The following is a 14,754-nucleotide window of genomic DNA, read 5'->3' on the forward strand; positions in this document are numbered from 1 at the left end:
CATTAATAAAAAAGCAAAATAGAAATGAATAAAGACACTATTATCGGCTTCGTCCTCATTGCGCTGGTGCTTATCGGCTTCAGCTGGTACAACCAGCCTTCGCAGGAGGAAATGGAAGCTGCGAGAAAACAAGACAGCATTGCTACAGTGATGCAACAGGATGCCGCCAAGAAGCAGAAAGCAGAAGCGGCTGCACGTAAAGCACAGGCTGCAGCAGCTGCTCAGGGTGACACAACAGCATTGTTCTATGCCGCACTGAACGGCAAGAACCAGCCCGTTGTTCTGAAGAACGACAAGGTTGAGCTGACCTTCAACACAAAAGGTGGTACACTTGCTAAAGCAGTGATTAAGAATTTCGAGAATCTGAACGACCAGATGGGTGTAACCCTGTTCGACGAGAACACCCAGCAGATGAACTTTATGTTGGCTGGTAAGTCGGAGAACATCATCACCAAGGACCTGTTCTTCACTCCATCAAACGTTACCGATTCTACCCTCACCATGACAGCTCTGGCTGGCAATGGTGGTAGCATCGAATTCAACTACGTCCTGGGTAAAGACTACATGCTGCACTTCAACATGAAGGCCAATGGCCTGCAGGGCATGTTTGCTCCTAACTATCAGGAGATGAGCATTGAGTGGACCGACTTGGCACGTCAGCAGGAGAAAGGTTTTACTTTTGAGAACCGTTATACTTCGGTTACCTATAAGGAGAAGAATGGTGGTACCGACTATCTGAGCGAGACATCTGAAAAGATTGACGAGAATATTGATGAGGCTTTGGACTGGGTGGCTTTCAAGAACCAGTTCTTCTCAGCTGCTCTGATTGCTAAGGATGAGTTTGCAGCCAATTCACTGCTTACCAGCATTCCTCAGCAGAAGGGTTCAGGCTACCTGAAGCAGTTTAATGCTAAACTGAAGACAGCCTTCGACCCCACAGGTGCTAAGGCTACTGAGTTCGAGATGTATATCGGTCCTAACGACTTCCGTTTGATTAAGGACGTGGAGCAGCAGAGTGCATTCGGTAAGGACCTCGACCTGGAGCAGTTAGTAAACCTGGGTTGGTGGCTGGTACGCTGGATTAACCGCTGGTTTACCATTTACGTATTCGACTGGCTCACCTCATGGGGCTTCTCAATGGGTATCGTACTGATTCTGATTACCTTGCTACTCAAGGTCATCACCTTCCCAATGGTGAAGAAGAGCTACATGTCATCTGCCAAGATGCGTGTGCTGAAGCCAAAACTCGACGAGGCTACCAAGCAGTATGATAAACCCGAGGATCAGATGAAGAAACAGCAGGCCATGATGCAGTTATACTCACAGTATGGCGTATCACCTCTGGGTGGCTGTCTGCCAATGCTCATCCAGTTCCCAATCTGGATGGCTATGTTCTTCTTCGTACCTAACGCTATCCAGTTGCGTCGCGAGTCGTTCCTGTGGATCAGCGACCTTTCTACTTACGATCCAATCATCGAATGGGGCACTCAGATCTGGGGAATCGGCGATCACTTGTCGCTTACCTGTATCCTGTTCTGTGTAGCCAACGTGCTTTATAGCTATATGACTATGCGCCAGCAGCGCGACCAGATGGTTGGTCAGCAGGCTGAGCAGATGAAGATGATGCAGTGGATGATGTACTTGATGCCAGTAATGTTCTTCTTCATGTTCAACGATTACTCATCAGGTTTGAACTTCTACTACTTTATCTCACTGTTCTTCTCGGCTGCCATCATGTGGACACTCCGCAAGACTACCAACGACGAGAAACTGCTCGCCATCCTGGAGGCTAAGTACAAGGAGAACAAGAACAATCCTCAGAAGAAGACTTCTGGTCTGGCAGCCCGTCTGGAGGCTATGCAGAAGCAGGCAGAGGAACTGCAGAAACAGAGAATGAACCAACAAAAAAGATAAACTTTATGAAGAAATTTAGAATTCCAGTTTTACTATTGGGAATGATGCTTTTAGCTAATCCCGTTAAAGCAGCAGAAAACGTGAAGATAGGGAAACAGAATATCAAGCTTGCCAGCAACCTGATGACACCCGAGGCACTTTGGGCCATGGGTCGTGTAGGTGCTGCCGAGGCTTCGGCCGATGGTAAGCAGATTGTTTACCAGATTGGCTACTACAGCGTAAAGGCTAATAAGAGTCAGCAGAAGATTGCCATCATCAACGCTGATGGTACAGGCAACACCACTCTGACCACTGGTAGCAAGAGCGAGACAGATCCTACCTGGTATAACGGAAAGATTGCTTTCCTGACAGGTGGACAGCTGTGGACTATGAACCCCGACGGTTCTGACCGCAAGCAGATTTCGAACACCTCGAAACCTATCGAGGGTTTCAAGTTCTCGCCTGATGGCAAGAAGGTGATTCTGCTCCACTCACTCGAGTTCAACGAAATTATCAAGAAGAATCCCGACGATCTGCCAAAGGCTACTGGCCGCTTGGTAACCGATCTGATGTATCGCCACTGGGATCACTATGTAGAGAGCATCCAGCACCCCTTTGTTGCTGATGTAACAGAGGATGGCATCAAGGATGGTATCGACATTCTGGAGGGCGAGCCCTACGAGTGCCCCATGGAGCCATTCGGTGGTATCGAGCAGTTAGACTGGGCACCCGACTCTAAGTCGATTGCCTATACCTGTCGTAAGAAGACCGGTCTGGAGTATTCTATCTCTACCGACTCAGATATCTATTTATATATAATAGGTACGCGCGAGACCAAGAACCTTTGCAAGCCTGCAGATTACAAGGCACCTAAGGTTAATCCTACCAAGACCCTGAAGTATCAGAGTGTGAATGCCAAGGAGAACCTGAAGAATAACGTAGGTTACGATCAGAATCCTAAGTTCTCGCCTGATGGCAAGTATATTGCCTGGACTTCGATGGAGCGTGATGGATACGAGGCTGATCGCCTGCGCCTGTGTGTTTACAACCTGGCTACTGGTGAGAAGAAATACGTAACCGAGAGCTTTGATTCAAGTGTTGAGGACTTTGTTTGGAGCGATTCTAAGGACGCGATGATTTACTTTATCGGTGTTTGGCACGCTACCATCAACCTCTACGCCGTAAACTGGAAGGGTGAACTGAAGCAGTTGACCAACACTTGGGACGACTTCGGACAGATTCACCTGATGAACAATGGAAAGCAGCTGCTGATGGAGCGTCATAACTACACATCACCTGCCGATCTGTATATTGTTACTCCAAACTTCAAGAAGCCTGAGAAGACACAGACCAAGCAGCTTACTTTCGAGAACAAGCACATTCTTGATCAGCTGGCTAAGCCAACCGTACAGCAGCGTTGGGTAAAGACCAGCGATGGCAAGCAGATGCTGGTTTGGGTAATTCTGCCACCAAACTTCGACGAGAATAAGAAGTACCCCACCCTGCTGTTCTGCGAGGGCGGTCCTCAGAGTCCTGTATCACAGTTCTGGAGCTACCGTTGGAACTTCATGATCATGGCTTCGCAGGGTTATGTAGTAGTAGCACCTAACCGTCGCGGTCTGCCCGGATTCGGTCAGGAGTGGCTCGAGGAGATCTCTGGCGACTGGACTGGTCAGTGCATGAAGGACTATCTGGCAGCTATCGACGACGCAGCCAACAATCTGCCATACGTAGATAAGGATAAACTGGGTGCCGTAGGTGCATCGTTCGGTGGATTCTCGGTTTACTATCTGGCAGGTCATCACGATAAGCGTTTCAAGGCCTTCATCTCTCACGATGGTGCCTTTAACCTGGAGGCCATGTACACTGAGACCGAGGAGAACTGGTTCTCTAACTTCGAGTACGACGATGCCTACTGGAACAAGGATCGTACCGCTAATGCCGACAAGACCTATAAGAACTCACCTCATCAGTTTGTTGACAAGTGGGATACACCTATCCTTGTGATTCACGGCGAGATGGACTACCGTATCAACGCCACTCAGGGTATGTCGGCCTTTAATGCAGCACGCATGAAGGGTATTCCAGCCGAGCTGCTCATCTTCCCCGATGAGAACCACTGGGTACTGAAACCACAGAACGGTGTACTGTGGCAGCGCACCTTCTTTAACTGGTTGGACCGCTGGTTGAAATAAGCAAGCAATATATTCCCACGTTGGGAACAATTCATTCCCAGTGTGGGAATAATATGTTCCCAACGTGGGAATAAATACGAAAAGTAATTAAATAGAAACAAAATAATGACTCAAGCAATTCAAAAGACCCTTCGCGACAGCGCTGGAATGCGCTGGACTGCGCTTTTACTGCTGGCACTGGCCATGTTCTGTGCCTACATCTTTATGGACATTCTCTCACCTATCAAGGACCTGATGCAGGAGACCCGTGGTTGGGACTCAACAGCATTCGGAACCATGCAGGGTTCAGAGGTATTCCTTAACGTGTTCGTGTTCTTCCTCATCTTCGCAGGTATCATCCTCGACAAGATGGGCGTTCGTTTCACCGCTGTGCTTTCGGCTGCTGTAATGGTGGTTGGTGCCTGCGTAAAATGGTATGCCGTAAGCGAGAGCTTCATGGGAACCGGACTCGAGACTTGGTTTAACAACCATCTTAATTATATCCCCGTATTCGACGAACTGGGTGTATCACCATTCTATGCTGGCATGCCTGCTTCGGCTAAGTTTGCTGCCTGCGGCTTCATGATCTTTGGTTGTGGCTGTGAGATGGCCGGTATCACCGTAAGTCGTGGTATTGTAAAATGGTTCAAGGGTCGTGAGATGGCTTTGGCTATGGGTTCAGAGATGGCACTCGCCCGTCTGGGTGTTGCCACCTGTATGATCTTCTCGCCTTTCTTTGCCCGTTTGGGTGGTGAGGTTTCAGTAAGCCGTTCAGTAGCCTTCGGTGTGGTACTGATGTGTATCGCTCTCATCATGACCATCGTATATTTCTTCATGGACCAGAAGCTGGATGCACAGACAGGTGAGGCTGAGGAGAAAGACGATCCATTTAAGATCAGCGACCTGGGTAAGATTCTTACCGATGCTGGTTTCTGGATTGTAGCTCTGCTTTGCGTGCTTTACTACTCAGCCATCTTCCCCTTCCAGAAGTATGCTGTAAACATGCTGCAGTGTAACCTGACTCTTACAGCCCCCGATGCTAACTCATTCTGGGCTCAGCCCGATGTTACCATCGTTCAGTACATCATCATGCTGATTGTGGCTGCTGCAGGTTTCGCCTCAAACTTCCAGAAGAAGGCCAACCTGAAGTACGGTCTGCTGGCTCTCTCAATCTTAGCACTCATTACCTACTGTTATATGGGCTTCATGCGTCAGTCAGCCGAGAGTATCTTTGCAGTATTCCCACTGCTGGCTGTACTCATCACACCTATCCTTGGTAGCTATCTCGACCACCACGGTAAGGCAGCCACCATGCTGGTACTGGGTTCAATCCTGCTGATTGCCTGTCACCTCACCTTCGCCTTCGTTCTGCCAATGTTCAAGGGCAATGCTGTTGGTGGTATCATCATCGCTTACACCACTATTCTGGTGCTGGGTGCTTCGTTCTCACTGGTACCTGCAAGCCTCTGGCCTTCAGTGCCCAAGCTGGTTGATGCCAAGGTAATCGGTTCGGCCTACGCTCTGATTTTCTGGATTCAGAACATCGGTTTGTGGTTGTTCCCACTGCTGATTGGTAAGGTACTCGACCAGACAAACCCTGGCGTAACCGATCCTACACAGTTCGATTACACAGCACCTCTGGTTATGCTGGCTTCGCTTGGTGTAGCAGCCCTCATCCTGGGCTTCGTGCTCAAGGTGGTAGATAAGAAGAAAGGTATTGGTCTTGAACTTCCAAACATCACAGAATAATTATGAAAATAGGTTTCGATAACGACAAGTATCTCAAGATTCAGTCTGAGCATATCAAGGAGCGCATCGCTCAGTTCGACGGCAAGCTCTACATGGAGTTAGGTGGCAAACTGTTCGACGACCACCATGCATCGCGTGTTCTGCCAGGTTTCAAGCCCGACAGTAAGCTGCGCATGCTGGGACAGTTGCGCGACAGCATCGAGATTGTCATCGTGGTTAGCGCCGAGGACATCGAGAAGAACAAGGTACGTGCCGACCTCGGCATTACCTACGACGAGGATGTACTGCGTTTGCGCGATGAGTTCATGGGCCGCAACTTCATGGTGGGCAGTGTGGTTATTACCCACTACAACGGTCAGCATGCTGCCGATCAGTTCCGTCATCGTCTGGAGCGCGAGGGCATCAAATCATACATCCACTACCCCATCGACGGTTACCCACACAACGTGGAGCTGATTGCCAGCGACGAAGGCTTTGGAAAGAACGATTACGTAGAGACCTCACGTCCACTCGTTATCGTAACAGCTCCTGGTCCTGGTAGCGGTAAGATGGCTACCTGTCTGAGTCAGCTCTACAACGAGAACAAGCGTGGCATCCGTGCCGGATATGCAAAGTTCGAGACCTTCCCCGTATGGAACCTGCCTTTGAAGCATCCTGTAAACATCGCCTACGAAGCTGCAACTGCCGACCTGAACGATGTGAACATGATCGATCCCTTCCACCTGGAGGCATACAACAAGACTGCCGTGAACTACAATCGCGACATCGAAATCTTCCCCGTGCTTAATGCTCTCTTCGAGGGCATCTATGGCGAGAATCCTTACAAGTCGCCCACCGATATGGGTGTGAACATGATTGGTTTCTGCATCAGCGACGATGAGATTTGCTGCAAGGCTTCGAAGGATGAGATCATCCGCCGTTTCTACGATGCAACCAACAAGATGGCCGACGGTGCTGATAACGAGAGCGAGGTAAACAAGATACGTATGCTCTTTAATCAGGCCAAGATTACTACCGCCTTCCGTCCGGTTACCACAGCTGCCTACGAGAAGAAGATCGAGACAGGTCTGCAGGCTGCTGCTATCGAGCTTGAGGATGGTACTATCATCACCGCCAAGTCGTCGCCACTGTTAGGTTGCAGTGCCGCTCTGCTTATCAATGCCATGAAATATCTGGCAGAGATAAATCACGAGGAGAAGCTGATTCCACAGAGTCTGATTGAACCTGTACAGAAGACCAAGATTGAATACTTAGGTGGTAAGAACCCCCGCCTGCATACCGACGAGGTACTGGTAGCCCTGAGCGTACTCTCTAACGACGACGAGAAATGTCGCAAAGCCTTGGAGCAGTTGCCCAAGCTGCGCGGCTGTCAGGTACACACCACCGTTATGCTGAGCGAGGTTGACCGCAAGATCTTCAAGAAATTAGGTTGTGGATTGACATGCGACCCAGTAAAGAAAAAATAAATAACTCGCCTTTTGCGAGATGGATAGTGCTCATCATCGTGGCAACCGCCATGATGATGGGCTATTTCGTTAACGACGTTATGTCGCCACTCGAAACGCTCCTTGAACTGCCCAAGGAGCAGGGAGGCTTAGGTTGGACACCATCCGACTATGGTTTCTTCTCAGGCGCAGGCAGTTTTATCAATGTATTTCTGTTGATGCTCTTCTTCTCGGGATTGATTCTCGACAAGATGGGTATCCGTTTTACAGGCACGTTAGCCTGTTCGCTGATGGCCTTAGGCACACTGATAAAGTATTATGCCGTAACGGCCGAATTCGGTAACGAGCCCATAGCATTTCTCGATTATCAGCTGCCCGCCTCAGCCGTTTGGGCATCCTTGGGATTTGCTATATTCGGTGTAGGCTACGAGATGACAGGTATCAGTGTATCAAAAGCCATGGTACGATGGTTCACTGGTCACGAGTTAGCCTTGGCCATGGGCATCCAGTTGGCCATGGCCCGTTTGGGCACCGCTGCAGCCCTGAGCATCTCAGCCCCCATCGCCCGCCACTACACACTCTCCATGCCACTATTAATATCACTGGCATTCTTAATCATCGGTCTGTTGGCATTCCTGGTATTCTGCGTAATGGACCGCAAGTTAGATGATAGTGGACAAACAACAGAGGATAACGCTGATAACACGCAGTATGAGGAGCAATTCCATTTCTCTGATATCCTCGTCACCCTTCGTAATCCCGGTTTCTGGCTCATTACACTGTTCTGCGTATTGTTCTATTCGGCCGTATCTCCATTCCTCAAGTTCTCAACCAAACTGATGGTGATGAAATATGGTGTTGATCCCGATATCGCAGGATTCTTCTCATCGATTGCACCCTTCGGTACCATTCTGATGACACCATTATTCGGACTGATTTACGACCGCTATGGCAAAGGCGTAACCTTAGTAATTACAGGTGCACTTATGCTTACAGCCGTTCATTTCGGTTTCTCACTGCCTATTCACAGCAGCACCATCGCTATCGCTTTGATGGTAACACTCAGCATTGGCTACTCGTTGGCACCTGCCGCCTTATGGCCTTGCGTACCAAAGATTATCCCACTGAAGTGTTTAGGCACCGCTTACTCCATGATTTTCTTTATCCAGAACTTCGGACGTGCTGTGATTCCCATGTGTGTAGGACGAGCTAATGAAACTGATCCTACCTACACTACCTCGATGCTGATTTTTGGATTTACGGCATTAGGCGCAGCTGTAACAGCGATTGCCATACTGGTAATCGACAAGAAAAAGAACTACGGGTTGCAACTGCCGAATATTAAAAAATAAGTCGTACAACTAATGGCAGGTGGTCGCTGAAACCACCCTGGTAGCGAGGACCGATATACGTTCTTCGTGGTCGATACCCGCCATATCTGGCATCCTCTTCTAATAAGAACTTCGGTGCATGAATAAAAGCGGTATCCACCTTATTATTAATAGAGGAACTGCCTAATATATGATCGATACTCTCCCACTCGCCTTTGTAACGATAGGTGCCACGAACACCATTGGCACCCTTGGCATGTTTGGTCAGGTTCACCAAACCATGTTGCTCGTACTGTAACAGACTTGGACTAAGGGCACCATCATTAAAGTCGCCCGCAACCATCAGTTTAGCGTCAGGAGAGATGGCTCGGATAGAATCTATCGATTGGCAAAGTCGATCTGCCACAGCCAGTCTGAATGGGCGACTATGTTTCTCGCCACCAAACTTACTGGGCTGATGCACCACAAATACATGGAGTGTATCACCAGAAACAGTTTCGCCACAGGCATACAGTATATCTCGTGTAACACGCATGCCCTCGACAGGATTCACACGAATAGCATAACTACGGATGGGTGCAAACGAAGCTGGCGCATAAAGGAGCGCCACATCAATGCCGCGCTCATCGGGCGAAGAAGTCATCAGATACTGATAGCCAGCATGACGCAACAGCGAGCGACGCGTGAAATCACGCATCACCGAATCGTTTTCAACCTCACATAATGCCACCAAATCAGGGATACCATTACCTTCATCCGAACACGAAAGCAATTCCTGAGCCACCATATTCAGTTTATGCCAATAACGTCTCGACGTCCAATGTCTGTCCGATTCTGGAAGAAATTCAGTATCCTGCTTACCAGCATCGTGAGTATAGTCGAACAAGTTTTCGCAGTTCAACTCTACAAATGTCAAGAAGCCCGATAACAGCAGACTGAGTATCATTTACGCTTGATTTTCCAGCCAAGCCCTGCCACAAGGATACTCGTGATAGGCGACAGGATATTGAAGAAACAATAAGGCAGATAAGTGAGCGTAGCCACACCAAGCACGGTGCTCTGGGTAAGTCCGCAAGTGTTCCAAGGCACCAGTACCGAGGTTACCGTTGCACCATCTTCGCAACTGCGACTCAGCAAACGGGCCTCGTAGCCACCTTTCTTATATACATCCTTAAACATCGAACTGGCCAGCATAATCGACAGGTACTGATCGGCCATCGCAATATTGCAGAACAGCGAGGTGCCAACCGTCGAAGCTACCAACGAAGCTGTACCACGCACCCAGCGCAGCACCACCTTCATCAGGTCGGCTAACTGTCCGGTTGCCGTCAGCGCGCCACCGAAAGTCTGTGCGCAAATAATCAGCCAGATAGTCGGCATCATGCCCCCCATACCACTGGTCTGCACCAGATCGTTCAGCATCGGCACACCCGTCTCAATATTCGTACTGCCGTAACATACCTGCATCATACCTTTGTAAGATGACAGGAAACCATCGTGACCCGAAATCTGTCGGATCAGGTCGGGCTGTACCAACAAGCCTACCACGGCTGCCAACAGAATAGCCAGGAACAGTACCACCATCGATGGCCAACGGCGCGCAATCATCACACCTGTCAGTACAGGTACTATCAACAACCAAGGCGAAATCACAAACGTATGCTGCAAGCCGTCCATAAACTCCTGCACATTGCCATGACCCGATACGTTCATCATCAGTCCTGCAATCAGGAAGATAGAAAGCGATACCAAGAACGAAGGCACCGTGGTATAAAGCATATAACGGATATGCGTAAACAACGGCGTACCCGATACACTCGAAGCCAACACAGTAGTATCGCTCAATGGCGACAACTTATCACCAAAATAAGCACCTGTGATGATAGAACCGGCAATCCAGCCATCATCAAAACCATGTGCCTTACCGATACCCATCAGCGCAACACCGATGGTAGCAACGGTAGTCCACGACGAACCGATCATCAAACTCACCAATGCACACAGCACACTACTGCTCACCAAGAACACCTCGGGGCGGATAATCTGCATGCCGTAATAGATCATCGTAGGCACAATGCCCGATACCATCCAGGTTCCACCGATGGCACCGATCAACAAAAGGATAATGATAGCCGGTGTACAACTGGCTATCTTATCCGTTATCTCTTTTTCCAGATTCTCCCATTCCAGTCGTTTGGAGAAATGGCCTATTAACACACTAACTGCCGATGCCGCCAACAACGACACCTGACTGGCACCATCTAAAGTTGCGTTGCCAAAAACGGCAACGCAACATGTAATGAGTACTATCAGTACTATGAATGGGATAAATGAAATCATTTAGCAAACTTTTTCGAGACGCTTCATCATAGCGAACATGAATACTGCAGCTACCAAGCAAACGCCCAGGAACACACTCCAGCAGATCCAGAGGGGTACTGCACCCCACAGCAATCCACCTACTACAACAAGCTGATTACCGATGGCAGTAGCAACAAACCAGCCACCCATCATCATACCCTTGTACTTTGGAGGTGCAACCTTTGATACAAATGAGATACCCATTGGGCTGAGCAGCAGCTCACCGAATGTCAGCACCAGATAAACCATAATCAGCAGGTTTGGTGTAACATCAGCTACATGAACAGCAACAGGGTTACCATCAGCACCTACCTCGGTCTGAGGCATTGGCAGGCCGAATGATGAGAAGGCCATCAATGCATAAGCGATAGCGGCCACAATCATACCATAAGCAATCTTACGGGGAGCAGATGGTTCATTGCCCTTAGCTGCCAACGAACCGAAAATAGCCATCGATACTGGTGTGAGGGCTACTACATAGAAGGGATTGAACTGCTGGAAGATAGGAGCAGAAACAGTTACTGTACCCTCAGCATCATACTGAATAAACAGGAAAGCCAGTGCCAACACAATCACACCCAGTGAGATAGCCTTTGCTTTTGGAGTCTTCGACTGGAACAGTGAGAACGAAGCATACACAATGAATACGATGGCTACCAGGTTCCATACGTCGAAACACATGGCCTGCAGGCCCTGAGCACTCTGAGCAGTAAACTCATCGGCAAAGTATGTGAGCGACAAACCGTTCTGGTGGAAGGCCATCCAGAAGAAAATTACCACAGCAAATACCAGGCACAGAGCCACAATACGCTGCTTGGTTTCCTCCTTGGTGAGCTCAGGCTCGGTGCTTGCAGCATCAGCCTTAGCAGCCTTCTTGGTTCCACCCTCAGTATGACGGAAGGTTGAACGGAACATGTAATAGATGGCTATCGAGAGTACCAGCGATGCGCATGCCACTGCAAACGAGAAGTGGTAAGCATCGTTAGATGAATAACCAAGCGCGGTCTCGGCATACTCCTTGATACGGATAGCAGCAGTAGGTGCAAACAGGGCACCGATGTTGATAGCCATGTAGAAGATAGAGAAACCGGCATCGCGCTTATCCTTATACTGCGGATCGTTATACAAGTCACCCACCATTACCTGCAGGTTACCCTTGAACAAACCGGTACCAAAACCAATCAGCAACAGGGCAGCCAGCATCACTACCAGCGCTACGGTATCGCCACCAAGGGGCACCGACAGCAACAGATAGCCGGCAAACATAATGATGATACCTGTGGTAACCATCTTTCCGAAACCGAACTTATCAGCCAGGATACCACCAATCAGGGGCAGGAAGTAAACCAGCATAAGGAACGAACTGTAGATTGTGCCTGCCATAGCTGGCGACAATCCGTAATTAGCTCTCAAGAAAAGAGCAAACACGGCAAGCATGGTATAATAACCGAAGCGCTCGCCTGTGTTGGCCAGGGCCAACGCAAATAAACCTTTGGGTTGATTTTCGAACATAATTAATTATTTATTTGATTTTAGAATTCTTTGTTCTGATGATGTCAAACAGATAAGTACACTTAATCACGATGTTACCGAAGTTAGATCGCGAAAAATAGTCGCGTTTTGTGTTGCCATATATGTTACCTAATCCGTAGTAGTAGCGGCCTTCTATCATGAAATGTCCAAAGTGGCGATTGCTGAACTCAAGTCCTGCACCTACAGCAATACCATAATCAAACTTATTCTCGATGGCCATGGTATCCTGTGCCACCACATGCGATGCACGCAGGTCACCATACACGTAGTCGGGACCGAATTTTCCATCTTTGATAGCTGGGTTAAAGGCAGGATCGTGCACATCAAAGTTGCTCTCCACCTTATCGTTCAGATAGAATCCAATCTGAGGCCCCAGATGGATAAAGGCCTGCACGCCATTGCGCTCACGCCCCCATCCCAGTCGGGCCAGCAGTGGTATCTGCACGTAGGTCATCTTACGTTTATACTCCAGATTCTGCGTAGGATCGGTATGCAGGGGCACGGGCTGATCGTTCATATCCCATATCTTTTCCTGCCAACCTATCTGCGCAAAGTTCAGCTCAGCCGTTACGGCACAGATACTGCTGAAATATTTCTCACATGTGTAACGGGCCGTGATACCACCGGTAATGCCACCTAACATCGACTGTGGTACCTTCGACACAAACGACACATTACTCATCACATAACCGCCGTTCACACCAACAGCCAAGTCGTTACGATAGTCGCCTACCTGAGCAACAGCCGCTGCAATGAAAAAATGGAAAAATGAAAAAATTACAAATATACGCTTTATCATCCTTACATCCCTCATTCTTTAGAACTTAATCGTTTCCACGCGGCTATCGCGAGTGTAGTGAACAAACAATTGTGTATGGTTACGCAATCCGCCATTGCCATAACGCTCAAACTGCAACGGTGTCTGCACATAGTCGGGATTACTCTCTGCGCCCAAGAACTTACGTCCCTCGCGGTGCAAGCCCATCAGGAAGAAGTAGGCATGGTCGAAACCGGTAAGTGCAAAACGTGGCAGATTATTCTGCATATCGGTATGGAAATTCCAACGGAACTTCTGCTGCAGACGCTTGGTTGATGCCGACAGCGGATTATAGTAGAACACCGACGGAATATAGGTATTAAACTTGTAGAAGTTCTCCAAATGTGTACGGGTGTACATCAACCACTCGGTATAACCGAACATCGTAATAGCCAGATCAGGATCGGTAACCTTCAAGCCGTTCAGTTTAGAGAAAGCAACACCCAGCTCAGGCGAACGACCGGTATTCAGTATTACCACATTAGGCTTGGTACGACTGAATGCCTTTGAGAAATCGCTCTCGCCTGATTTCAGGTTGGTAATGTTACATGTCATCTTCTGCTGCTCCAACTGGCGGCGCAGGGCTGTGGTAAACTCACCCTTATTACTGGTAGAGTCGTTACAGTCGATAATCACCGTATGGTAGTTCTTGAATCCCTTCACAAAATGCTCGATAGTGGCCGAGTTCTGGGTAATATGACTCTGGTACACCTGATAGATGTACTTATTATCGGCCAACTGGGGCGCATTGATAGAGAATGGAATCAGCAGTTTAATCTTATGTTTCTCGACGAAAGCCGACAGGGCAGCCATCTGCTTAGAGTAGAGCGGACCGATAATCAGGTCGCACTTGGCAGCAGCCTCATCGTTCAGAATCTCGTTGATATTGCCGTCCTCAGCTGCATTCCAGGCATGGATATCAACCGAAACGCCACGCTGCTTCAAGCTGTCGCAAGCCATCAGCACACCACGGTAGTACTCTACCATGCGCTTGCCATCGCCATTCACATTGTGCAGTGGCAGCATCACACCCAGTCGGATGGCACGCTTACGAACATCATCGGTAGCATCCATATCGGGTTCTTTGGCCACGGGGTCAGCTACCTGCAGGGTAGCAAACGGAATCTTCAGCACGTCGCCTTTCTTCAGTTCGTAGCCAGGCTCGTTCATCTCGGGGTTAGCCTTCATCAGCTGTTCGATGGTGAGATCATACATACGCGATATGCCGAAGATGGTTTCCTTCTTCTTTACTTTATGCAATCCGCGTATCTGTTCACCCTCTTGAGCCGAGGCCACACCAACTGTCAGACAGAGGGCAGCTAAGAACAAAAAATATCTTAAAACTCGCGTCATATTTTCAAAATTTAGTCATTTCGCGTACAAAAGTACTAAATAATTATCAAATATCCGCTCGGTTTTACCGCTTTTTTTAAAAAAGAATTGCCAATTAT

At 48.7% G+C, this 14,754-nt stretch carries 10 protein-coding genes; 5 read left to right on the plus strand and 5 right to left on the minus strand.

Annotation, left to right across the window (positions count from 1 at the left end; genetic code table 11):
- Nucleotides 1-24: 24 nt before the first annotated feature.
- The 5 genes from yidC (at nt 25) to PRU_RS07480 (ending at nt 8,613) form a co-directional block, all read left to right on the plus strand.
- Entirely contained in the window at nt 25-1,914 is a 1,890-nt protein-coding gene (yidC, locus tag PRU_RS07460) for a membrane protein insertase YidC (RefSeq protein ID WP_041385910.1), read from the plus strand.
- Nucleotides 1,915-1,919: 5 nt separating this feature from the next.
- Nucleotides 1,920-4,088 carry a S9 family peptidase gene (locus PRU_RS07465; RefSeq protein WP_013065720.1) on the plus strand — a complete coding sequence of 723 codons (2,169 nt, stop codon included), beginning with the start codon at nt 1,920-1,922 and terminating at the stop codon, nt 4,086-4,088.
- Nucleotides 4,089-4,193: 105 nt separating this feature from the next.
- Nucleotides 4,194-5,816: an MFS transporter gene (locus PRU_RS07470; RefSeq protein WP_013063985.1), complete on the plus strand. Its 1,623-nt coding sequence runs from the start codon at nt 4,194-4,196 to the stop codon at nt 5,814-5,816.
- Nucleotides 5,817-5,818: 2 nt separating this feature from the next.
- On the plus strand, nt 5,819-7,282 hold the full coding sequence (locus PRU_RS07475; protein ID WP_013065452.1) for a DUF1846 domain-containing protein: 1,464 nt from the start codon (nt 5,819-5,821) through the stop codon (nt 7,280-7,282).
- The gene (locus tag PRU_RS07480; protein WP_013064676.1) at nt 7,258-8,613 is read left to right on the plus strand and encodes an MFS transporter; all 1,356 of its coding nucleotides are present in this window, start codon (nt 7,258-7,260) and stop codon (nt 8,611-8,613) included. The genes PRU_RS07475 and PRU_RS07480 overlap by 25 nt, the downstream gene beginning before the upstream one ends.
- Here PRU_RS07480 and PRU_RS07485 read toward each other — a convergent pair.
- From PRU_RS07485 to PRU_RS07505, 5 genes are read right to left on the minus strand one after another with little or no spacing between them, the layout of a single operon-like run.
- Nucleotides 8,603-9,538 (minus strand): endonuclease/exonuclease/phosphatase family protein, encoded by a 936-nt coding sequence (locus PRU_RS07485; protein WP_013063698.1) that lies wholly within the window; start codon nt 9,536-9,538, stop codon nt 8,603-8,605. The two genes, PRU_RS07480 and PRU_RS07485, sit on opposite strands and share 11 nt — an antisense overlap.
- Nucleotides 9,535-10,932, minus strand: a complete 1,398-nt coding sequence (locus PRU_RS07490) for a Na+/H+ antiporter NhaC family protein (protein WP_013063136.1) — start codon at nt 10,930-10,932, stop codon at nt 9,535-9,537. Before PRU_RS07490 ends, PRU_RS07485 begins: the two co-directional genes overlap by 4 nt.
- Nucleotides 10,933-12,465: a peptide MFS transporter gene (locus tag PRU_RS07495; protein WP_013064953.1), complete on the minus strand. Its 1,533-nt coding sequence runs from the start codon at nt 12,463-12,465 to the stop codon at nt 10,933-10,935. It abuts the gene before it with no gap.
- 10 nt (nt 12,466-12,475) lie between these two features.
- Nucleotides 12,476-13,285, minus strand: coding sequence for a porin family protein (locus PRU_RS07500; RefSeq protein WP_013064360.1), 810 nt, complete (start codon nt 13,283-13,285; stop codon nt 12,476-12,478).
- 18 nt (nt 13,286-13,303) lie between these two features.
- Complete coding sequence (locus tag PRU_RS07505) at nt 13,304-14,656, minus strand: PBP1 and LysM peptidoglycan-binding domain-containing protein (RefSeq protein WP_013063393.1); 1,353 nt, start codon at nt 14,654-14,656, stop codon at nt 13,304-13,306.
- Nucleotides 14,657-14,754: the final 98 nt, after the last annotated feature.

The sequence above is a fragment of the Xylanibacter ruminicola 23 genome (assembly GCF_000025925.1).
In the GTDB taxonomy this organism is placed as follows: Bacteria; Bacteroidota; Bacteroidia; order Bacteroidales; family Bacteroidaceae; genus Prevotella; species Prevotella ruminicola.

Coding starts and splice junctions, on each gene's coding strand:
- yidC (WP_041385910.1), top strand. CDS start 25: ATGAATAAAGACACTATTATCGGCTTCGTCCTCATTGCGCTGGTGCTT.
- PRU_RS07465 (WP_013065720.1), top strand. CDS start 1,920: ATGAAGAAATTTAGAATTCCAGTTTTACTATTGGGAATGATGCTTTTA.
- PRU_RS07470 (WP_013063985.1), top strand. CDS start 4,194: ATGACTCAAGCAATTCAAAAGACCCTTCGCGACAGCGCTGGAATGCGC.
- PRU_RS07475 (WP_013065452.1), top strand. CDS start 5,819: ATGAAAATAGGTTTCGATAACGACAAGTATCTCAAGATTCAGTCTGAG.
- PRU_RS07480 (WP_013064676.1), top strand. CDS start 7,258: ATGCGACCCAGTAAAGAAAAAATAAATAACTCGCCTTTTGCGAGATGG.
- PRU_RS07485 (WP_013063698.1), bottom strand. CDS start 9,538: ATGATACTCAGTCTGCTGTTATCGGGCTTCTTGACATTTGTAGAGTTG.
- PRU_RS07490 (WP_013063136.1), bottom strand. CDS start 10,932: ATGATTTCATTTATCCCATTCATAGTACTGATAGTACTCATTACATGT.
- PRU_RS07495 (WP_013064953.1), bottom strand. CDS start 12,465: ATGTTCGAAAATCAACCCAAAGGTTTATTTGCGTTGGCCCTGGCCAAC.
- PRU_RS07500 (WP_013064360.1), bottom strand. CDS start 13,285: ATGATAAAGCGTATATTTGTAATTTTTTCATTTTTCCATTTTTTCATT.
- PRU_RS07505 (WP_013063393.1), bottom strand. CDS start 14,656: ATGACGCGAGTTTTAAGATATTTTTTGTTCTTAGCTGCCCTCTGTCTG.